Annotated in this window: 17 protein-coding genes; 6 read left to right on the top strand and 11 right to left on the bottom strand. The window is 64.3% G+C overall.

Going from position 1 to position 20,285, the window contains the following annotated elements; genetic code table 11:
• The first annotated feature begins 52 nt into the window (after nt 1-52).
• Nucleotides 53-2,248, top strand: a complete 2,196-nt coding sequence (locus QHC78_RS07600; RefSeq protein ID WP_319743270.1) for a polysaccharide biosynthesis tyrosine autokinase — start codon at nt 53-55, stop codon at nt 2,246-2,248.
• On the opposite strand, the gene QHC78_RS07595 is transcribed toward QHC78_RS07600, so the two are convergent.
• The gene (locus QHC78_RS07595) at nt 2,218-4,281 is read right to left on the bottom strand and encodes an ABC transporter ATP-binding protein (RefSeq protein ID WP_413816428.1); all 2,064 of its coding nucleotides are present in this window, start codon (nt 4,279-4,281) and stop codon (nt 2,218-2,220) included. The genes QHC78_RS07600 and QHC78_RS07595 overlap by 31 nt on opposite strands.
• Nucleotides 4,282-4,385: 104 nt before the next feature.
• On the opposite strand from QHC78_RS07595, the gene QHC78_RS07590 reads away from it, so the two are divergent.
• From QHC78_RS07590 to QHC78_RS07580, 3 genes are all read left to right on the top strand, one after another.
• Complete coding sequence (locus QHC78_RS07590) at nt 4,386-5,291, top strand: ketopantoate reductase family protein (protein ID WP_319743269.1); 906 nt, start codon at nt 4,386-4,388, stop codon at nt 5,289-5,291.
• A 92-nt stretch (nt 5,292-5,383) separates the two neighbouring features.
• Entirely contained in the window at nt 5,384-5,716 is a 333-nt protein-coding gene (locus QHC78_RS07585) for a four-helix bundle copper-binding protein (protein ID WP_319743268.1), read from the top strand.
• A 112-nt stretch (nt 5,717-5,828) separates the two neighbouring features.
• A complete protein-coding gene (locus QHC78_RS07580) occupies nt 5,829-6,719 on the top strand; it encodes an ion transporter (RefSeq protein ID WP_319743267.1) in 891 nt (296 codons plus the stop codon).
• A 19-nt stretch (nt 6,720-6,738) separates the two neighbouring features.
• On the opposite strand, the gene otsA is transcribed toward QHC78_RS07580, so the two are convergent.
• The 3 genes from otsA to pcaQ all read right to left on the bottom strand — a co-directional run bounded on the left by otsA (nt 6,739) and on the right by pcaQ (nt 10,041).
• Nucleotides 6,739-8,124 carry an alpha,alpha-trehalose-phosphate synthase (UDP-forming) gene (gene otsA / locus QHC78_RS07575; protein WP_319743266.1) on the bottom strand — a complete coding sequence of 462 codons (1,386 nt, stop codon included), beginning with the start codon at nt 8,122-8,124 and terminating at the stop codon, nt 6,739-6,741.
• A 1-nt stretch (nt 8,125) separates the two neighbouring features.
• Nucleotides 8,126-8,956 (bottom strand): trehalose-phosphatase, encoded by an 831-nt coding sequence (gene otsB / locus QHC78_RS07570; RefSeq protein ID WP_319743265.1) that lies wholly within the window; start codon nt 8,954-8,956, stop codon nt 8,126-8,128.
• Nucleotides 8,957-9,087: 131 nt separating this feature from the next.
• A complete protein-coding gene (gene pcaQ, locus QHC78_RS07565) occupies nt 9,088-10,041 on the bottom strand; it encodes a pca operon transcription factor PcaQ (RefSeq protein ID WP_319743264.1) in 954 nt (317 codons plus the stop codon).
• A 128-nt stretch (nt 10,042-10,169) separates the two neighbouring features.
• On the opposite strand from pcaQ, the gene QHC78_RS07560 reads away from it, so the two are divergent.
• Both QHC78_RS07560 and QHC78_RS07555 read left to right on the top strand, forming a co-directional pair.
• Complete coding sequence (locus QHC78_RS07560) at nt 10,170-11,135, top strand: Bug family tripartite tricarboxylate transporter substrate binding protein (RefSeq protein ID WP_319743263.1); 966 nt, start codon at nt 10,170-10,172, stop codon at nt 11,133-11,135.
• A 22-nt stretch (nt 11,136-11,157) separates the two neighbouring features.
• Nucleotides 11,158-12,462 (top strand): sulfatase family protein, encoded by a 1,305-nt coding sequence (locus QHC78_RS07555; RefSeq protein ID WP_319743262.1) that lies wholly within the window; start codon nt 11,158-11,160, stop codon nt 12,460-12,462.
• A gap of 78 nt (nt 12,463-12,540) precedes the next feature.
• Here QHC78_RS07555 and cyoD read toward each other — a convergent pair whose 3' ends face one another.
• From cyoD to QHC78_RS07520, 7 genes are all read right to left on the bottom strand, one after another.
• Complete coding sequence (cyoD, locus tag QHC78_RS07550) at nt 12,541-12,888, bottom strand: cytochrome o ubiquinol oxidase subunit IV (RefSeq protein WP_319743261.1); 348 nt, start codon at nt 12,886-12,888, stop codon at nt 12,541-12,543.
• The gene (cyoC, locus tag QHC78_RS07545) at nt 12,888-13,523 is read right to left on the bottom strand and encodes a cytochrome o ubiquinol oxidase subunit III (RefSeq protein ID WP_319743260.1); all 636 of its coding nucleotides are present in this window, start codon (nt 13,521-13,523) and stop codon (nt 12,888-12,890) included. The genes cyoD and cyoC overlap by 1 nt, the downstream gene beginning before the upstream one ends.
• Before the next feature lie 129 nt (nt 13,524-13,652).
• The gene (cyoB, locus tag QHC78_RS07540) at nt 13,653-15,629 is read right to left on the bottom strand and encodes a cytochrome o ubiquinol oxidase subunit I (protein ID WP_319743259.1); all 1,977 of its coding nucleotides are present in this window, start codon (nt 15,627-15,629) and stop codon (nt 13,653-13,655) included.
• A 4-nt stretch (nt 15,630-15,633) separates the two neighbouring features.
• Entirely contained in the window at nt 15,634-16,542 is a 909-nt protein-coding gene (cyoA, locus tag QHC78_RS07535) for a ubiquinol oxidase subunit II (RefSeq protein ID WP_413816427.1), read from the bottom strand.
• A 250-nt stretch (nt 16,543-16,792) separates the two neighbouring features.
• Nucleotides 16,793-17,767, bottom strand: a complete 975-nt coding sequence (locus tag QHC78_RS07530; RefSeq protein ID WP_319743258.1) for a TauD/TfdA family dioxygenase — start codon at nt 17,765-17,767, stop codon at nt 16,793-16,795.
• Nucleotides 17,768-17,844: 77 nt separating this feature from the next.
• On the bottom strand, nt 17,845-18,825 hold the full coding sequence (locus tag QHC78_RS07525) for a Bug family tripartite tricarboxylate transporter substrate binding protein (protein WP_319743257.1): 981 nt from the start codon (nt 18,823-18,825) through the stop codon (nt 17,845-17,847).
• Nucleotides 18,826-18,870: 45 nt separating this feature from the next.
• Nucleotides 18,871-20,280, bottom strand: a complete 1,410-nt coding sequence (locus tag QHC78_RS07520) for an FAD-binding oxidoreductase (protein ID WP_319743256.1) — start codon at nt 20,278-20,280, stop codon at nt 18,871-18,873.
• Nucleotides 20,281-20,285: the final 5 nt, after the last annotated feature.

Here is a 20,285-nt window from a genome sequence, read left to right as displayed (position 1 = left end):
GCCTATTGAATCGTTCGAGCCTTCCACTCCGGCCAGACGGCCGGAGACGCCCATGTCGTCCTACCTGGACGCCGTGGTTGCAAGGCGGTGGTCCATCCTGGGCGCGATAGTGCTGACGCTGGCGTTGGCCGGGGCCTACCTGCTTCTGACACCGCCGGTCTATCGCGCCGACATCCTGGTGCAAGTCGAGGAAGAGCAGCCTACATCGACGGCTCGTACGCTGTTGGGCGATGTGTCGGCCATGTTCGACGTGAAGCCTGCCACGTCGGGAGAAATGGAGGTTCTGCGTTCGCGGACCGTCGTTCGCGCGGCCGTCGACCGGTACTTGCTGTATATCGATGCCGCACCGGACTACTTCCCCATCGTCGGCCGCTGGCTGGCGCAGCGGGACTACGGGCGCTCGGTCGCCCAGTTCCTGCCGCCCACCAGCTACGCCTGGGCAGATGAAAAGATCGTGGTCGGAAAGCTGGAGGTGCCCCGTTCGCTGCTGACCAAAAAACTGGAGGTCACGGCGCTGGGCGGTGGACGTTACCGTCTCGTGGACCGGGTGAATGACCTTTCGTTCGAAGGGCGGGTCGGACGGCTCGAGCGGTTCGTTGTGCCTGACGGCCCGATCGAGATCCAGATCGACGAGTTGACCGGTGCTGCGGGCACCGATTACACCGTTCGCCGCCGCTCCCGGCTGATGGCGGAGGAGTCGGTGCAGGCCAAGCTCGGCGTGTTCGAACGAGGCCGGCAATCAGGCGTGATCGGGGTCACCTTCGAAGGCTCGGACCCCGTGCTCACGGCGGCGATACTGAACGAAATCGGCCGCGAATATGTCCAGCAGAATGTCAACCGCCGCGCCGAGCAAGCCGAGAAGTCGCTGGCCTTCCTGGACAGTCAGCTGCCCAGCATGAAAAAGGCGCTGGACGAAGCGGAAAGCCGGTACAACGCATTGCGCAACTCGCGCGGCACGATCGACTTGAGCGAAGAGGCCAAGCTCATCCTGGCCCAGTCCACCGAGGCTCAGACGCGGGTTGTCGAGCTGCGCGCGCGCCGCAGTGAACTCGATACCAGGTTCGCGAAGTCGCACCCGGCCATCGTGGCGATCGATCAACAGATCGCTTCGCTGAATGCCGACATCAACCGGTTGGGCGGCCGCATCCGGCAACTGCCCGACCTGGAGCAGGACGTCGTCCGCCTGGTCCGCGATGTGCGCGTCAATACCGAGCTGTACACGGCATTGCTGAACAATACCCAGCAACTAAAGCTGATACGAGCGGGCAAGGTGGGCAATGTGCGGCTGCTCGACACCGCGGTCGTTCCGGAAGAGCCGGTCGAGCCCAAGCCTTCCATCGTCCTCGCGGTGGCGGGCGCGATCGGATTGATCGCCGGTACTTTGCTGGCGCTGATGCGCAACGCGCTGTTCGGCGGCCTGTCCGATCCCGACGAAGCGCAGCGCTACACCGGGCTTCGGGTGCTGGGAACCATCCCGTACAGCGAAGCTCACGAGCGGCTCTGGCGCCACAGCCTCAAGCGCAATTCCGAAGTGCAGCCATTGCTGGCGCAGAAGCGGGGCAAGGATCCGTCCATCGAGAGCCTCAGGGCGTTCCGCACCATCATGCAGAAGACTCTGCAGCAGTCGGTCAGCAACGTCATGGTGTTTACCGGCCCCGTTCCCGGCGTCGGCAAGTCGTTCCTGTCGGCGAACTTCGCCTTCATCCAAGGGGCGGTAGGCAAGCGGGTACTGTTGATCGATGCCGACTTCAGGAAAGGGCAGCTGAACCGCTATTTCAACTTGCCCAAGGGGCCCGGCCTGTTCGAGGTCCTGGCCGGCACGACACCGGTAGAGAAGGTCAGCAAGCATAGCGTGGCGGAAGGGGTCGACTTCATTTCTACGGGCGTGGTGACCTTCGACCCGTCGGAGCTATTAGCCTCGTCGGCGTTCGCTCCGACGCTTAACGAGCTTTCGCGCGACTACGATCTGGTCATCGTGGACACGGCGCCCGTCCTCTCGTCGTCCGACGCCGCAGCCGTGGGGGTCCACGCCGCGGCGGTGGTCATCGTGGTGAGAGACGGCATGAACACCGTGGGCGAGATCCGCGAAACGGCCAAGCGCCTGATGGAAGCTGGGGCACCGGTCGACGGCCTGGTATTCAACGGACTCAAATTGCTTCCCAAGCGCTACGGTTTCCGGCCCAAGTATGGCAACTACCGCTATGCGAGGGCCGATTACTATGGTGATGAGGCGGGCCGGCCGTCCTGAGCGGCGAGCGCAGCGCGGAGGGGGCGCGGCAGCTGGCGCTGTGCGCAGGAGTCACCAGGGCCGGACGGGTCACATGACGTGCTGGGGCGGTGGCCATCGACTGGACGCCCGTTTTCGTCATGAGGCAATGCCGGCACAATCGTGTGCCGCTCGCGTGTTGCCGCATCTTCGAGCAGTTCGTCCGGGTCGGCCAGCCAATCAGGCTCATCGTCGCGCCGCGCGCTTCCGTCGGCCAGCAGGCCCTTGGTAAGTTCCAACGCCTGCTTCTCGAATAGCCGGCGGTAAAGGCCGTCCGTGATGCGGATGAGTGCGGCGTGGCTGCCTTCCTCGACGATGCGTCCTTTCTCCATGACCAGCAGGCGGTCGAGTGCGCGCACGGTCGAGAGCCGGTGTGCGACAACCAGCGTGGTACGGCCTTCCATCAAACGTTCCATCGCCTGCTGGATGAGCACTTCGCTCTCGCTGTCGAGGCTGGAGGTGGCCTCGTCCAGGATGAGGATAGGGGCATCGGCCAGGAAGGCGCGCGCCAGGGCGACGCGCTGGCGTTCGCCTCCGGACAGCTTGACGCCGCGCTCGCCGACCAGTGTCTCGTAGCCGCTTGGCAGCGCAGCGATGAAGTCGTGGGCGTTGGCCAACCGTGCGGCGTGCTCGATCTCGGCCCTCGAAGCTTGGGGCCTGGCATAAGCGATGTTCTCGGCCAACGAGCGGTGGAACAATATGGGTTCCTGCTGCACGATGGCGATCTGCTGGCGCAGCGAGGCCTGCGCGACCAGGGCGATGTCTTGCCCGTCTATGGTGATACGACCCCCCGTCAGGTCGTAGAGGCGCTGGATGAGCTTGATGAACGTCGTCTTGCCCGAGCCTGAATGACCTACCAGGCCCACCTTCTCGCCGGGCCCGATGTGGATCGAGAAATCCCGGAAGAGCGGCGTGTCGTGGGCGCCATAACGGAAGTCCACGTGTTCGAAGCGGATTTCGCCGCGGTCGATCACGATAGGCGGTGCGCCCGGGGCGTCTTCGATCCCAAGTGGCTGGCGTTCGAGCGCGACGAGCTCTTCCATGTCGTTGACGGACCGCTGAAGGTTGCGCACGTCCATGCCGATGTTGCGTAGATAGCCTTGGAGCATAAAGAAGGTGGTCAGCGCGAAGGTGATGTCGCCCACGCTGGCCTGTCCACCTTTCCAGAGCATGAGCGCCGTCCCCACGATGGCGGCCTGCATCAGGACCAGCATGCCGCCCTGCACGCCGCCGTTGATGGTGCCCCGGACCCAGGTCCGGCGGGTGCGGGCCCGCCATTTCGCGACGACGCGCGACAGCCGGGACTCTTCGCGGGCCTCCGCGCCAAAAGCCTTGACCACGGCGTTGCAGGTAATGGCATCTGCCAGCGCACCACCCATCCTGGTATCCCAGGCGTTGGCCAGCCGGGCTGCCGGCGCGACGAAGCCCAGGGACAACGCCACCGTGAGGCCCACGTACAGCAGCGAGCCCACGCCAATGACGATACCCATGAGCGGCCAGTGAATGCCCAGAAGTATCGTCGTGCCGACCAGCATGACCAGCGACGGCAGAAGCGCGATCAGCAAGGTATCGTTGAGCAGGTCCAGCGCCCACATGCCGCGCGTGATCTTGCGGACCGTGGAACCCGCGAAACTGTTGGCGTGCCAGTCGGTGGACAAGCGCTGGACGCGATGAAAGGCGTGTCCGGCGATCTTGCTCATCATCTTCAAGGTAAGCGTGATGATGTTCAGGAAGACCATTTGGCGCAGCGCCGTGCTGCCTATGCCCAGCCCGGCGAGCACCCAGAAGGCGGTGATGGCCGCCCCCCAGGCCTTGGGGTCGCTGGCGTTTCCCGAGGCCACGGCGTCGACCAGCCTGCCTGCGTAGAGCGGCGTCATGACGTTGGCCGCGGTGGAAAGCAGCACGGCGCCGATGATCACGAGGATACGCCAGGGCTGTTCGGCCCAATGCTGGAAGGTAAAGCCCAGGACGTCCTTGAAGGACTGTCCGCGGAAATCGAATTTCTTGAATGGCATTGCGACGGTTCCGGCGATGGTGGCCGGGCCTCACCATAATACACTTGGGCATGCGCGGGCGGGCGCCTGCGGTGGCATGAACAAGACCAGTTGCAGAGGCGGTTATGAATATTGCGGTAATGGGGGCGGGGGCCGTGGGCAGCTATTACGGCGGTATGTTGGCCAAAGCCGGGCACGAGGTCGTCCTGATCGGACGTCCCGCACATGTGGCCGCGGTGCGCGAGCACGGCCTCTTGCTCGACATGCAGTCATTCAATGGACGTGTGCCGGTAAACGCGAGCGAAGAAGCCGAGGCCGTCGACAAGGCCGATCTGGTACTGTTCTGCGTGAAATCGACCGACACCGAGGAAGCCGGCCGGCAGATCGCTCCGTACCTGAGGCCGGATGCGGTCGTGCTCAGTCTGCAGAACGGCGTGGACAATGCCGAGCGGCTGCAGGCGCTGCTTCCGGTCCCGGTCATCCCCGCGGTGGTCTACGTCGCAGTCGAGATGGCGGGGGCAGGACACGTCCGCCACCACGGCCGGGGCGAACTGGTGCTGGGACCCTCTACCCGCAGCGGCGCGGTGACGGCTGCGCTGCGTGCGGCCGGGATCCCGGCGGAGGTCTCGGACAACGCTATCGGCGAACTCTGGGCCAAGCTCATCCTCAATTGCGCCTATAACGCCTTGTCCGCCATTGCTCAGGTACCGTATGGGCGCCTGGTAGCAGGGCCGGGCGTTCTGGACGTGATGCGGGATATCGTGCAGGAATGCCACCTCGTGGCCGACAGGCTAGGCGTGCGCGTTCCCGGGGATACCTGGGAAGCCGTGCAGCGCATCAGCCGCACCATGCCTACCCAGTTTTCGTCTACCGCGCAGGACCTTGCCCGGGGCAAACCCAGCGAGATCGACCACCTGAACGGCTATATCGTCCGCGCCGGGGAACGCCTGGGCTTGGCGACGCCCGTCAACCGCGCGCTTCACAGCCTGGTGAGACTGCTCGAAGCGGAATCGCGGCTGCAGGGCCGCTAGCAGGTTCGCCGCGCGCCGGCAAGCAGGAGACCCCGACAGGAACAAAACCTGCTGGACGGCTGTATCGGCTATCCCTTGCTGGAGGTAACCCCATGAATGCGCCTGCTAAAGAAATGCAGCTCTGCATCGATGCCTGCCTGCGCTGCTACCAGTCGTGCCTGGGCATGGCGATGAATCACTGCCTGGAAGCGGGCGGGCCCCACGTGGCCCCGCCGCATTTCCGCCTGATGATGGCCTGCGCCGAGATCTGCCGCACCGCTGCCCATTTCATGCTTTGCAATGTGCCGCATCACCGGCACGTCTGCGCGGATTGCGCCGCGATATGCCGGCAATGCGCCGACAGCTGCGACGGACTGGACGGCATGGATCAATGCGCAGCCGACTGCCGAAGCTGCGCCGACGCCTGCGAACGCATGGCGGCCTGATACCGGCCTATCGGCGAATTTGCTGTCGCCTTGGCTACGGCACGCCTGTTCCCCTATCATGCCGGTTGCCGGATGAAGGGGCCAGCCCGGTCCCGCCGGCATGGGAGCAAGCGTGGCGCAAGCAAAACGATCGGCGGTCCGCCGCAATTATCCGTCGGCCGACACCCTTGGCCGGCCCGAGGGAGGATGGCGGCTGTCGCTGTACAGGATCATGTTCGAGGCCGACTGCGAAGCAGGCAGGCGCTTCGACCAGGCAGTTTTCGTGGTCATTCTGGCCAGCCTGGCGGTGGTCATGGCCGACAGCGTCGAGTTCTTGGCGCAGCGCTATGGCCGCGTATTCACCTATCTGGAATGGACGTTCACCATCATCTTCACGGTGGAATACGTACTGCGGCTGCTTTGCGTGCGGAATCCCTGGCGCTACGCCCTGAGTTTCTACGGCGTGGTGGACCTGCTGGCCTTCCTGCCCTCGTATGCGGCCTTGCTGCTTCCCAATCTGACCTTCCTGATCGGCATCCGGGTGCTCAGGCTGCTGCGCATTTTCCGGGTCTTCAAGCTGCGCGTCTTCGCCGACGAGTATGCCATGCTGGGCCGGGCGCTGCGGGCGTCGGCGCGCAAGACCATGGTGTTCCTGTCGGTGGTGCTGTTGATCGTGCTGGTGATGGGCACCGTCATGTATGTCGTGGAGGGTCCGGAAAACGGCTTCACCAGCATTCCCACCAGCGTCTATTGGGCGATTTCCACGATCGCAACCGTCGGGTTCGGCGACATTACGCCGCACACTCCCCTCGGGCGCTTCGTCGCGTCAGTGATGATGCTGCTTGGCTGGGGGATCCTGGCCGTTCCCACGGGAATCTTCACGATGGAAATGACCCTGGCGGAAACGGCCCGCCGGCGGGGACAGATGCGTACCTGCCAGGTATGCATGACGCCGGGCCAGGACCAGGACGCAAACTATTGCAAGCACTGCGGCGCCCGGATGGAAGGCGCCCAGGCCGGTTAGTGCCCGCCGGGCGGCGGGGTCAGGCCGGCACCGCCTGAGGTTCGAGGTCGGCCAGGAAGCGGTCCCGCCATTGGCGGATGCTGTTGTCCTTGAGCACTTGCATCATGTGCTCGTGGCGCTCGAGTCGCTCTTCAAGCGGCATGCTCAGGGCCTTGTCGAGCGCGCAGGCCATGGCCTCGATATCGTAGGGGTTCACGATCAGGGCCCCGTCCGCCAATTCGTCGGCCGCGCCGGCAAATTCCGACAGTACCAGCACGCCGGGGTCATCTGCAGGCTGGGCCGCCACGTATTCCTTGGCCACCAGGTTCATGCCGTCGCGCAGCGGGGTGACGAAGCCGACCTGGGACGCCCGGAAGAACGATAGCAGCGCGGCCCGCTCATAAGAGCGGTTCATGTAGCGGATGGGTGTCCAGGAAAGCTCGGTCCAGCGGCCGTTGATATGGCCCGCGGTGGTCTCGAGCTGGCGCCGGATATGCCGATAGCCCTCGACGTCCGAGCGCGACGGCGGCGCGATCTGGAGGAAGCTGACCTTGCCGCGATAGCCTGGCCGGGATTCCAGCAGGCGCTCGAAGGCATTGAAGCGTTCCACCATCCCCTTGCTGTAGTCGAGCCGATCGACGCTGACGATGAGCTGTCGCTCCTGGAGTCCTTGCTTGAGGGTGCCGACGAGCTTGGAGCGGCTGCGCGCCTTGGATTTGTTTTGAATGTCGTCGGGCAGGATGCCAATGGGATAGTGTCCGACACGCACCAGGCCGCCACGGGTGCGCACGGCGCTGCCGGCTTCCAGGGGATAGCCGAGGCGGCGCGTCACATAGTCGAGAAATGCCTGGGCATCGCCCCGCGTCTGGAAGCCCACCAGGTCGTATTCGCACAGCGCTTCGACCAGCTCGCGATGAGGCGGTATGGTCCGCAGGACGCCCTCCGAAGGAAATGGCGTGTGGAGAAAAAAACCAATCCGGTTACGTATGCCGTGGCGGCGGCACGCCCTGGCAAAGGGAATGAGATGGTAGTCGTGGACCCACAGCCGGTCGTCTTCCTCGATCAGGTTCTTGAGCATCCCGGCCAGGCGGTCATTGACGGCCAGGTAGCCGGCATATTCCTTGGAATCGTAGCGGCTCAGGTCGATCCGGTAGTGAAAGACGGGCCATAGCGTGCCGTTGGCGAAGCCGCGGTAGTAATGGTCGTATTCGCTGCGGGACAGGCTGGTGGTTGCGCAGTCGATGCGGCCGATCCGGTGGAATCCCACTTCCGGGGCGGCCGATTCCTCGATTTTCCCGCTCCAGCCGAACCAGAGACCATCTTGCCGTTTGAGTGCATCCAGAACGCCTACGGCCAGTCCGCCAGCACTGCTCTTGCCTTCGGCTGCGGAAGCCACGCGATTGGAAACAATGACGAGTCTGCTCATGTCACGATCCTTTGTTCGCGGCCTCGGGGAGCAGGCCTTCCAACCAGAGCGCCAGAGCGGCCGGATCTGCCAGCCTCCATGCCGCCACGCTGTCTCCGTCCCCGATCTTGATCGAAATGCCGCCCAGCCGGTTGACCGCATCGAACGCGGGCTCGTCGGTCAGATCGTCCCCCGCCATGACGGGCACACGCCCGGCATAGGGTGCGATGGCCATGAAACGTTCAATGGCTTGCGCCTTGTCGGCGCCGCGTGGTTTGACCTCTGCCACCATCTTGCCGTACTGCAGCGCATAACGCTGGCCGAACGGCGCGGCAATCTGCGCCACCTCGTCGCGGATCGTGGATTCGAGCTCCGGGGCGTGGCGGTAATGGACCGCGAAGGATAATCCCTTGTCTTCGAGCCTGATCCCGGGATACCGGGCCGCGAGGGCGGCCAGGGCGGCGCGCAGGCGATCCGCTTCCGCCCGGTCCACCGGCATTTCCCAGAGGCGGCGGTCGGGACCGCGCCATTGGGAGCCGTGCAGGCCGGCGGCGGGGACGCGCATCGGCGCCAGCATGCGGTCGAGCACGTCGATGGCGCGGCCAGAGACGACGGCGACGGCACCGCGGGTAGCGTCTTGCAGGTGTTGGAGCAGAGCGAGGGTGGGCGCGGGGACGGCGGCTGCTTCGGGCACGGCGGCGATGGGAGCCAGCGTGCCGTCCAGATCAAAAAAGAAAGCGCAGCGCGACAGGTCCGGGGCATCGCTAGGCCGGGCAGCCGGGTTGCGTCCCAGCGTGGCGGCAAGGAGGTCGCGCGTATCGGGAATAGGGCCGTTTTCTTCCGATCCGGTCATCGTTTGTTGATTTTTGGTCAACGTATCGTTTTGACAACAGTCGTAATAGTATTAGGAAATGTTATGGAACGCCCCTCCGTGGGGGTGGTTCATTTTGCGCGTTTTTGTTTCCAATTATCTCGAAGCGGCCGCTATTGGCGGTCAAAGAGAGGGCGCCGGTTGCGATTGCGCAGTTCGCCCGCCACCTCGCGCAGCACATCGATGAACAGCCGGGCGCTCTCGGGCAATTCGTCCGTGCCGAGCGTGGTCAGTCCGACCGCGGCCGAGGTAGGGCTGGTGTCCACCGGCAGCGTGTGCGCTTCGCCCTGATCCAGGTCGGCTTCGATGACGCCGTAGGGCACGAACCAAACGGCATCCGCGGTATGCATCAGGGTGCGCGCCATGGTGGAGGACAGCGTTTCCACCAGTTGCTGCGGGATGCCAATGCCGCTCGACTGGAGGAAGGTCTCCGCGGCCGGGCGGATGTAGGTGCCTTTCATGGGAAGTACCAGCGGGTAGCGCCGCAGGTCCGCAGGTTCCAGGCGGTGCCCCAGCAAGGGATGGCCGGGACGGACCGCCAGCACCAGGGGCTCCATGTAGAGATGCTCGAACGAGATGCCGACCATCTCGGACGGGTCGCTGATGCGGCCGATGACCAAGTCCAGTTCGCGCAGCTTGAGCCGTACCAGCAGATCGGCATTGGTTCCGCCATGGGCCGTAACGACGAGGTGGGTATAACGTGCCTGGAGTTCCCGGATGGCGTTGGGGACCAGGGTCGCGGCGGCGGTGGGAAGAATGCCGATCCGCACGTGTTCCGGCGCTTTTTCGCCGGTTCCCAGCAACTCGAACCCCTCGCGCAGGGCCCCGATGGCCTGTGCCGCATGACGCAGCAGGATATGGCCGGCCGGCGTCAACTCCAGTCCCTTGCGGTGGCGAAGCGCCAGTGTTTCCCCGGTAATGGCTTCCAGTTCCGCCAAGCTCTTGGAGACGGCCGAGGGCGTCTGCGCCAAGGCGTCGGCGGCTTTGAGCACGCTTCGGTGGCTGGCCAGGGCGACCAGGCATTGCAAGTGCCGCAGCCGAAGGCGAGGGTCCAGGACGCGTAGCATTGATTTCCTTTCTCTCAATTAATTTGCGAAAAGATCAACCAATGATAGCGTCCCCGCCTCTATGATCCGCCCTATACCGGGGGCCGGTCGCAGGCCGCCGCCATATAAACAAACAGGAGGAGTCAGACATGCTGAGATCCATCGTCCGCGGGCTGGGGCTCGCGCTGGGGCTATCGGCCGCGGCTACCGCGCCGGCCCTTGCCGCCTATCCCGACAAACCGGTGAAGATCGTCGTCAATTTCACGGCCGGCGGTCCCTTGGACATCATGGCACGGCTGATCGCCGACCGCCTGAATGCCACGTTCAAGCAACCGTTCATCGTCGAGAACCGCACCGGCAGCGGCGGCAACATCGGCGCCGCGGCGGTCGCCAATGCCGCGCCCGACGGCTATACCGTGCTGTTCGGGCTGGATTCGACGTTCACCGTCAACCCGAGCCTGTACTCGTCGCTGGGCTTCAGGCTGGACCAGCTCAAGCCCGTGGTGCGGCTCGCTTCCTCGGGCATGCTGATCGCGGCCCATCCCTCTGCCAAGGCCGATACGCTGAAAGGGCTGGTCGACCAGGGACTGCGGGATGCGGTGACCTTCAGTTCCGCCGGCAACGGCTCGCCGGGCCACTTGAGCCTGAGCATGTTGTCCCAGGCGACCGATATGAAGATCAACCACATTCCTTATCGAGGCAATGCGCCCGCCGTCCTGGCCCTGGTATCCGGAGAGGTCCAGGCAGCCGCCCTGGCCACGCCGGGGCTGCTTCAGCACGTCAACGCTGGGACCATCAAGGCCCTGGCCGTGACGGGCAGCCAGCGTTCGCCGCTGCTGCCGTCCGTGCCCACGACGGCCGAGCTGGGGTATCCCGCGGTCAAGCAGGACGTGCTGTATGTCGCGATGGTGCCATCCGGTACGCCCGACGGCATTGTGCGCACCCTGCAGAGCGCCATCGGGAAGATCCTCGCCCAGCCGGACGTCCAGCAGCGGTTGCGCGCGATGGATTTCACGCTCGAATCCCTCGACGGCGAAGCGGCGGCCAAGGAACTGGCCGCCGTACGCGAACGCTACGCCAAGATCATCAAGTCGGCGGGGATGACCGTCGACTGAAACCGGAGCCAGCAGAGTTCTCATGAGCACCAATTTCATCTTCATCCTGGCCGACGATCTCGGCTATGCCGACCTGGGCTGCTATGGCGGCCGGCGGCCGGTTTCCCCGCAACTGGATCGCATGGCCGCGCGTGGCATGCGCTTCACGCAGGGGTACTCCAACTCGCCCGTGTGTTCGCCCACGCGCTTCGGCCTGATCACCGGCCGTTACCAATATCGCCTGCGCGGCGCCGCCGAGGAGCCGATGACGGGCAAGTTCCGCGGCAGCACGGAGATCGGACTGCCACCTGCGCATCCCACCTTGCCGTCGTTGTTGCGCGATCATGGCTATCGCACGGCGTTGATCGGCAAGTGGCACCTGGGTTATCCGCCGCACTTCGGGCCGCAGAAAAGCGGGTACGAGTACCACATCGGCCCCTTGTCGGGCGGAGTGAGCTATTTCAGCCACGTCGATCGCATGGGCAAGCACGACCTGGTGCGCAACGGCGAGCCGGTCAACTACGACGGGCACTATCTGACGGATCTGCTGACTGACGAGGCCGAAACCTATCTGCGCGCCCGCGCTCAAGACGGCCAGCCGTTCCTGCTCAGCCTGCACTACACCGCGCCGCACTGGCCCTGGGAGACCCGCCACCAAGGCGGCTCCAACGCCGAGACCGACAAGGACATCCGGCACCTGGACGGCGGCTCCATCCACGTCTACGCTGAAATGATCAAGGCCTTGGACGAAGGCTGCGGCCGCGTGTTGCAGATTCTGGACGAGCTTGGGCTGGCCGAGGACACCATGGTGGTCTTCACCAGCGACAACGGCGGCGAACGGTTCTCCGACTCGTGGCCGCTGGTAGGAGGGAAAATGGACCTGACCGAAGGCGGGATCCGCGTGCCTTATATCGTGCAGTGGGGCAGCAAGATCGCCCCGGGGTCCGTATCGGAGCAGCACTGCATGACCATGGATTGGACCGCGACCATGCTGGAGGCCGCGGGCGTGCCTGCCCATCCCGACTATCCGCTGGACGGCGTGTCGATGCTGCCGGTGCTGCGCGACCCGGCCCGGACCTTTCCCCGCGAGATGTGCTGGCGGATGAAATACCGCAACCAGCGGGCCTTGCGAGACGGCGACTGGAAGTACCTCGCGATCGAGGACAACGAGTACCTGTTCGACTTGTCGGTCGACGAGCGCGAACGTGCGAACCTGGCGCGCCGCCATCCCGAGCGGCTGGCCGAGATGCGCGCGCGCTATGATCGCTGGAATGCCATTTTCGGCCCCATCCCGCCAGAGGCGAACAGCGAACTCGTCTATACCGAAAAAGACATGCCGAGTCGCTGAGCGGGCGCCATAAGGCAAGTGCATCGCCAAAAAAAAACGGCCGCGTAAGCGGCCGTTCTTGCGAGGAGCGCCCTCTGTTTACATCGGCATCATGTTCGCGTTCATGTTGTGCAGCACCCAGGCGGAGCCGCCCACGATGATGGCGATGATGAGGACGGTGAAAATGAAGGACGACAGGTTTTCCCGCTGTTCCGGCGAGGTACCCATGTGCAGGAAGAAAACCAGCTGCACCAGCAATTGCAGTACGCACAGGACCACGATGGCGGCGATGGCGGCAAAGCCGGTGAGGGCGCCGGTCATGACCACCCCGAACGAGAGGGCGGTCAGCACGATGCAGAGCACGAACCCGATCAGATAGGACTTGACCGAGCCGTGGCTGGCGTGGGCGCCGTGGTCTCCGGCGGCCGTGGACGAGTGTTGCGCCATTACAGGGCTCCCATCAGGTAGACGAAGGTGAATACGCAGATCCAGACCAGGTCCAGAAAGTGCCAGAACAGGCTGAGGCACGCCATGCGGCGGCGGTTCACCGCATCGAGTCCGTGCCGGCGGATCATGTCCATCATGACCACCATCCAGATCAGGCCCGACGTTACGTGCAGGCCGTGGGTACCGACCAGGGTGAAGAACGCAGACAGGTAGGCGCTGCGCTGGGGGCCGGCTCCTTCGGCGATCAGGTGATGGAACTCGTAGATTTCCATCGCGATGAAGCCCGCGCCGAACAGGAAGGTAATGGCCATCCAGCCGAGCACCTTGTTGCGCTGGCCGGCATGCATGGCCAGCATGGCCATGCCGAAGGTCACGCTGCTGACCAGCAGCAGCATGGTCTCGGTCAGCACGAACGACAGGTCGAACAGTTCGCTGCCATGCGGGCCGCCGGCGGTGGCGCCTGAGAGGACGGCAAAGGTCGCGAACAGGACCGAGAAGATGAGCAAGTCGCTCATCAGGTAGATCCAGAATCCCAGTACGGTCTTGGAGCCGTCGTCATGGTGGGCATGGTCGCCGTGCCCGTGATGGGTATCGTCGCCATGTCGCGGCGAGTGGAGAATTGCTGCGCTACTCATATCAAAGTTCTTTATCCATAAGGAAGCCGACTCACGCGGCCTCGGGCCGCTCTCGGGAGAGGGGACGGAGCGTCGATCCGACCGTCCTTCCTGCCGCCCGCGGGCCGCCTGTCAGGCGGCGGAGGATTGCTACGCCGCTTTCTTCGCCGCCTCGAAATGCGCGTTCTCGATGCGCGCCACCTCGTCAGCCTTGACGTAGTAGTCCACGTCGCGGTCGTAGGCGCGGGCGATGAAGGCGCCGATCATGCCGACCAGGCCGGCCGCCGCGAGCCACCAGATGTGCCAGATCAGTGCGAAGCCCAGGATGGTTCCCGCAATGCCGATATACACCCCGGCCCCGGTGTTGCGCGGCATATGGATGTCTTCGTAGTGGTCGGGACGCTTGTAGGCGACACCGGTTTCCTTGTCATGCCAGAACTGATCGAGTTGCGTCACTTGGGGCACCTTCGCGAAGTTGTAGAACGGCGGGGGAGAGGAAATGGACCATTCCAGCGTACGGCCACCCCAGGGGTCGCCGTCGTAGTCGACGTTCTTCTTGCGGTCGCGGACGCTCACGGCGATCTGCAGCAGCAGGAAGACGATACCCAGCGCGATGATGGCCGCGCCTACCCAGGCAACGATCAGGTAGGGCTGCCAGGCAGGGTTGTCGTAGTGGTTCAGGCGGCGCGTCATGCCCATGAAGCCGAGGATGTAGAGCGGCATGAAGGCCATGAAGAAGCCCACGATCCAGCACCAGAACGAGTACCTGCCCAGGCGCTCGTTCAGCTTGAAGCCGAAGGCCTTCGGGAACCAGTACACCATGGCCGCGATACATCCGAACACGACGCCGCCGATGATGGTGTTGTGGAAGTGCGCGATCAGGAACAGGCTGTTGTGCAGCACGAAGGACACCGCCGGGATTGCCATCAGCACGCCCGTCATGCCGCCGATCACGAAGGTCACCATGAAGCCCAGGGTCCACAGCACGGGCACGCTCATCTGCACCCGCCCGCGGTACATCGTGAACAGCCAGTTGAAGATCTTCACGCCGGTGGGCACCGAGATGATCATGGTGGCAATGCCGAAGAAGGCATTGACGTTGGCGCCCGATCCCATGGTGAAGAAGTGGTGCAGCCAGACCAGGAAGGACAACACGCCGATGGCCGCCGTGGCGTAGACCATGGACTTGTAGCCGAACAGCGGCTTGCGCGAAAACGTGGCGATGATTTCCGAGAACGCGCCGAAGCAGGGCAGGATCAGGATGTAGACCTCGGGGTGGCCCCAGATCCAGATCAGGTTCACGTACATCATCACGTTACCGCCCAGGTCGTTCGTGAAGAAGTGCGTGCCCAGGTAGCGGTCGGCGGTCAGCAGCGCCAGCGTGGCCGTCAGCACCGGGAAGGCAGCGACGATCAGGATGTTGGTGACCAGCGCGGTCCAGGTGAAGACCGGCATCTTCATCATCGTCATGCCGGGCGCACGCATGCGCAGGATGGTGACGATGAAGTTGATCCCGCTGAGCGTGGTGCCCAGCCCTGATAACTGCAAGGCCCAGATGTAGTAATCCACCCCCACGCCCGGACTGTAGTCCAGGCCCGACAGCGGCGGATAGGCCAGCCAGCCCGTGGCGGCGAATTCGCCTACGAACAGCGACATCATGATCAGCACGACGCCGCCACCGAACAGCCAGAAGCTCAGCGAGTTAAGGAACGGGTAGGCCACGTCGCGGGCGCCGATCTGCAGCGGTACGACGACGTTCATCAAGCCGGTGATGAACGGCATGGCCATGAAGAAGATCATGATCACGCCGTGGGCGGTGAAGATCTGGTCGTAGTGGTGCGGCGGCAGGTACCCGGCCGAGTCGCCCGAGGCGATGGCCAGCTGCGTGCGCATCATGATGGCGTCGGCAAAGCCGCGCAGCAGCATGATCAGCGCCACGATGATGTACATGATGCCGATGCGCTTGTGGTCGACGGTGGTCAGCCACTCCTTCCACAAGTAGGTCCACTTGCCGTAATAGGTAATGGCGCCGAGCAAGGCGGCGCCCAAAACGACGACCGCGGCCAGCGTGACCATGACGATGGGTTCATGGTACGGAATGGCATCCAGGGTCAGTTTCCCGAACATCGATTTACTCCGACAAGGCGATCTTGGGTGAATTGGCAGGCGTGCACATCCCGGTATCCATGCCTGCTGAGGCCATGTACTGGTAAATGATGCCGTCGAACATGGTAGGTTCGGCGCCCGAGTAGTAGGCCACGGGCTCGTGCTCGCTGGGCGAGACCAGCGCCTGGTAGGATTCGGCCGTCAGCTTGTTGGGCGACGCCTGGGCATTGCGCACCCAATCCTCGAAGCCTTCGCGGCTGGTGGCGATGGCCTTGAAGCGCATGCCCGAGAAGCCCGCGCCGCTGTAGTTGGCCGAGATGCCGGCGTAGGTGCCGGGCTCGCGCGCAATGAGGTGGAGCTTGGTTTCCATGCCCGCCATGGAGTAGATCTGGCTACCCAGCTGCGGGATGAAGAAGGAGTTCATGACCGAAGCCGAGGTGATGCGGAAATTCACCGGAACGTCGACCGGGAAGGCAATCTCGTTGACGGTCGCTATCCTCTGTTCGGGATAGATGAACAGCCACTTCCAGTCCAGCGAGACGACGTCGATCTGGATCGGCTTGGCTTCGGACTGGATGGGCCGGTACGGGTCGAGTTCGTGCGAGCTTTTCCAGGTCAGCACGGCCAGGATGGCAACGATGATGCAGGGGATGGTCCAGACCACGACCTCGATGGCGGTGGAGTGCGACCACTTCGGATCGTATTCGGCCTTGGTGTTCGACTCGCGATACTTCCACGCGAACCAGAGCGTGAGGATGATGACCGGCACGACGATGAGCAGCATCAGCCCCAGAGCGGTGAGGAGCAGGGTTTTTTCCTGGGCGCCGATGTCGCCCTTGGGATTTAGAATTTCCATGTTGCAGCCAGCCAGCAGCAACATGACCGCACCGACGCATATCGTGCGTCCCGCGTTCGCAAAGAAGGATTTACTCACGTCCAGCCTTGGTTGAAGAATCGTTGGCGAAGTCCGCCAGTTCCGCATCCTACTGAGACGGTCTAGAAAAGAAGTGCGACAAAAAGTCGCGCGCCGGGGAGGAAAGGGGGGCGGCGCGGGGCTCGAAAGCCCGTTCCGCCCAGGGGTTTACAGGGATTGTGGCCAATTGTGACGGTTCGTCCCTAGGGCCTACCCTGCGACAATATGTCGCACTCGGCTGCCAGCGAGCCGCCGGCCTGGCGGCAGGCGCTCAGTTCGGCGCCGGAAATCCGTTGCGACCGGGGAATTCCGGTGCGAGTTCCCGCGCGTTGGCCATCTTCAGCCACAGGCGGATCATCTTGCGGCGGCGCGCGGGGTCAGGATCGTCCTCGAATTCGGTACGCGAGTGCAGGACCGCGTAGTTGTTGGCGAACTGGATATCCCCGGGCTCCAGCATCATGTCCAGCCGGATGGTGGCATCGTGCATGATTTCGTCGAACAGGTCGAGTGCCGCGATCTCCACCCGGGATAGGGGCCAGCCCTTGATCTCGTGGCCCAATTCCAGGTATTGGCGCAGGTACCGGCAGCTGAGCTTGCCGTGGTGATAGCTGAAGATGGGCGACAGGCTGGGCTGGTCTTCGCACAGGTGGGCAAAGTACATCGGCCGGTAGTAGAGCCCCAGCAGCTCGGGATGCCGAGCCAGGATCTCGTTATAAATGGCCGCCACGCTCACCAGGCTGCTCAGGCCGCCCCGCATGGCCTTGCGCACGCACATCAGCCCCACTACATCGGAGGGGTCGGAGTGGTAGGGCAGGTACAGGTTGGTTTCGTATACGCGGGTCGTCTTCTGGGTGACGTCGCCGACGTTCATGACCGCACCGAGCAGGTCGCCGCGCGGGTTCTGCCGTACCGGCGTGCCCATATGCAGGCCCATGCCGTAATAAAGACAGTTGAGTTCTTCCTCGGTATAACGGTCCACCGGCAGGCCGCGCAGCAACAGGAAGCCTCGGCCGTTCTCCAGTTCCTCGGCGTAGCGCTGGAACTCCGGCGCCAGGGCATGAACGGGAAAGTCGTCCTTCGTGAAGTGGGGGAAGCTCAGGCCGCGCGACTTCAGTTCGCCGAGCGCGTGTTCCAGGATCGCGATGGTCTCCGGCGTGAAGCGGTGGATCCAGGATTCGTCGCCGTCGAAGTCGGGGCCTTTCCAGACGGCCGGGCCGGTCAGAGGCTGCGTGTGGATGATGCTCATGGAAATCTCCTGAATGATGGCCGGGGCGGGGCAGGCCGGTCCCGACCGCGCCCGTCGGCGCGGGCGTCAACACGGGCTTATTGAGGCTGGTAGCCGGCGTTCTTGACCATGACGCTCCATGCTTCGTGGGTGGCCTGCAGCCGGGCGTTCAGCTCGCTCGCCGTCCCGAACACGGGTTCTATGTTCAGGGCCGCCAGTTTTTCTGCGAATTCGGGCGATTTCACGACCTTGGCAATGGCAGCGCTGTAGGTGTCGATCAGGTCGGCGGGCGTGCCGGCGGGCGCGAAGACGCCATTGAAAATGACGTCCTCGTAGCCTTTGATGCCCAGTTCCAGGTAGGTGGGTACATCGGGAAGGAACGGCAGCCGAGCCGTCCCGTTCACTGCCACGATGCGCAGCCGCCCTGCCTTGGCCGGTTGCAGCATGGCGCCGACCGACCCGATGGCCGCCGGAATCTGCCCCGCCATGACGTCCTGAACGATAGGGGCGTCGCCGCGGTAAGGGACCGACTTGAGATCCGCGCCCAGGGCCTTGCCTATCACGCCCACGGCAAAATCCGGTGCGCTGGCCGGCGCGGGAACGCCGACGTTGCCCTTGCCGGGATTTGCCTTGACCCATTCGGCGAATTCCAGCAGGCCAGCCTTCGGATTGCCGATCACGTCGGTATTGAGGACGAATACATCCGGATTGACCGCCACGAGGCTGACCGGGACGAAATCCTTGGCCGTATCGAAGCCCGGTTCCCGCAGCGTCAACGGGATCATGGCCACCGTGTGGCTGTTGGACATGAACAGGGTCGTGCCATCGGGCCGCGCGGCCTTGAGCGCCTGGGCCGCAATCTGGCCCCCGGCGCCGGGCCGGTTCTCGACGACGACGTTGCGGCCCAGTTCCTTCTGGAGGCCTTGGGCCAGGTGGCGGGCGATAACGTCGCTGCTGCCGCCGGCCGGATATCCGACCAGCATCCTGATGGGGCGATTGTCGGCATGCACTGGCGCGGTGGCCAGCAGCGCGGCGGCGCTTAGGCCGGAGAGGGCACGGAGGGCGAAGCGTCGTTTCACGATGGTGGTTCCTGGAAAGTGGTGGGAACGATGAATGACGGGTCCTCAGGCAAGATCGAACACCTTGCCCGGGTTCAGTAATCCCAGCGGGTCGAGGGCGTGCTTGATGGCCCGCATGGCGGTCATTTCGGCTGGGCTGCGGCTCGCGCCGAGGTAGGGCTTTTTATGCAGGCCGACGCCGTGCTCGGCCGATATGCTGCCCCCCGCCCGGGCAACCAGGCCATAGACGATGGATTCGACTTCGTGCTGGGCCTGCTCGAAGGACATTCCTCCCAGCGAGTTGGCGTCGGTACTCAGGTGCAGGTTGCCGTCGCCCAAGTGGCCGAAGCGCAGCGAACGGTGGCCGGGCCACCGTCTGGCCAGGGCCTCTATGCAGCGGTCTGCGAAATCGCCCAGTTCCGCTCGCGGCAGACTGATGTCGAAGTTGATCAGGGCCATCTCGGGTGGCAGCTCGGCGGTGGCTTCCCGGATGCGCCAAAGCGACGCGGCCTGCGCTTGCGATTGCGCCAGTACGGCGTCCAGGGCCAGCCCCTCGGCCATGGCCTCGCCCAGTACATCTTCCAGCACGACCTGCAGTTCTGCTTCGTCGGTGCCTGTCAGGTCGGTCAGCACCACCAGCGGATATTCGTTTCCGAACGGGGCAGGGGCGTGGATGCAGGCCAGGGCCAGGTTCAGGAAATCCCGCCACATCAGTTCAAAGGCGGCGACCCCGCCGGGCGCGCGGGCCTGCAGCCGCCCCAGCAGCGCCAGGGCGCTGTTGCAATCCGGCACCGCGGCCAGCGCGGTGGCCCGCGCCCTGGGCGCGGGCTGCAGGCGTAGGATGGCGCGCGTAATGATGCCCAGCGTGCCTTCGGCGCCTATAAACCAGTGTTTCAGGTCGTAGCCGGTGTTGTTTTTGTAGAGCGGCCGCATCATATCCAGCACGCTGCCGTCCGCCAGCACCGCTTCCAGCCCCAGCGCCTGTTCCCGCATCATGCCGAACTGCACCACGCCGTTGCCGCCGGCGTTGGTGGATAGGTTGCCGCCGATCTGGCAGGACCCGCGTGCGGCCAGGTCGACGCCGAAGATACAGCCTGCTGCGTGCGCGGCTTCCTGCACGGCCTGGAGGGTCGCGCCCGCCTGCACGGTGATGGTGCGGCCGACGGGGTCGACCGCCTCGATCCTGTTCATGCGGGCCAGCGACAGCGCCACTGCGCCAGGCGATGGGACCGCGCCGCCGGTCAGGCCCGTCAGTCCGCCTTGCGGAACTACGGGAACGCGGTGTGCGTGGCAAAGGCGCAGGGCTGCGGCCACCTGAGAGGTATCCGTCGGACGCAGCAAGGCTTGGGGAGCCAGTGGCGAGATGCGGCTCCAGTCGGTATGGCAGTGGTCAGGGATGGCGTTGCCGGTGAGCACCGCATCCTGGCCAAGAGCGCCAGTGAGGGCTTGCAGGAACGAAGGAGATAACTGGGACATAGGCT

This window comes from Pigmentiphaga sp. (assembly GCF_033795525.1).
In the GTDB taxonomy this organism is placed as follows: Bacteria; Pseudomonadota; Gammaproteobacteria; order Burkholderiales; family Burkholderiaceae_B; genus Pigmentiphaga.
The sequence above is the reverse complement of the archived record's forward strand: the minus strand, read 5'-3'. Positions and strand labels throughout refer to the sequence as shown.

What these genes read in the sequence shown, in the direction of transcription:
- QHC78_RS07600 (WP_319743270.1), top strand. Translation starts at nt 53, where the DNA reads ATGTCGTCCTACCTGGACGCCGTGGTTGCAAGGCGGTGGTCCATCCTG.
- QHC78_RS07595 (WP_413816428.1), bottom strand. Translation starts at nt 4,281, where the DNA reads ATGCCATTCAAGAAATTCGATTTCCGCGGACAGTCCTTCAAGGACGTC.
- QHC78_RS07590 (WP_319743269.1), top strand. Translation starts at nt 4,386, where the DNA reads ATGAATATTGCGGTAATGGGGGCGGGGGCCGTGGGCAGCTATTACGGC.
- QHC78_RS07585 (WP_319743268.1), top strand. Translation starts at nt 5,384, where the DNA reads ATGAATGCGCCTGCTAAAGAAATGCAGCTCTGCATCGATGCCTGCCTG.
- otsA (WP_319743266.1), bottom strand. Translation starts at nt 8,124, where the DNA reads ATGAGCAGACTCGTCATTGTTTCCAATCGCGTGGCTTCCGCAGCCGAA.
- otsB (WP_319743265.1), bottom strand. Translation starts at nt 8,956, where the DNA reads ATGACCGGATCGGAAGAAAACGGCCCTATTCCCGATACGCGCGACCTC.
- pcaQ (WP_319743264.1), bottom strand. Translation starts at nt 10,041, where the DNA reads ATGCTACGCGTCCTGGACCCTCGCCTTCGGCTGCGGCACTTGCAATGC.
- QHC78_RS07560 (WP_319743263.1), top strand. Translation starts at nt 10,170, where the DNA reads ATGCTGAGATCCATCGTCCGCGGGCTGGGGCTCGCGCTGGGGCTATCG.
- QHC78_RS07555 (WP_319743262.1), top strand. Translation starts at nt 11,158, where the DNA reads ATGAGCACCAATTTCATCTTCATCCTGGCCGACGATCTCGGCTATGCC.
- cyoD (WP_319743261.1), bottom strand. Translation starts at nt 12,888, where the DNA reads ATGGCGCAACACTCGTCCACGGCCGCCGGAGACCACGGCGCCCACGCC.
- cyoC (WP_319743260.1), bottom strand. Translation starts at nt 13,523, where the DNA reads ATGAGTAGCGCAGCAATTCTCCACTCGCCGCGACATGGCGACGATACC.
- cyoB (WP_319743259.1), bottom strand. Translation starts at nt 15,629, where the DNA reads ATGTTCGGGAAACTGACCCTGGATGCCATTCCGTACCATGAACCCATC.
- QHC78_RS07530 (WP_319743258.1), bottom strand. Translation starts at nt 17,767, where the DNA reads ATGAGCATCATCCACACGCAGCCTCTGACCGGCCCGGCCGTCTGGAAA.
- QHC78_RS07520 (WP_319743256.1), bottom strand. Translation starts at nt 20,280, where the DNA reads ATGTCCCAGTTATCTCCTTCGTTCCTGCAAGCCCTCACTGGCGCTCTT.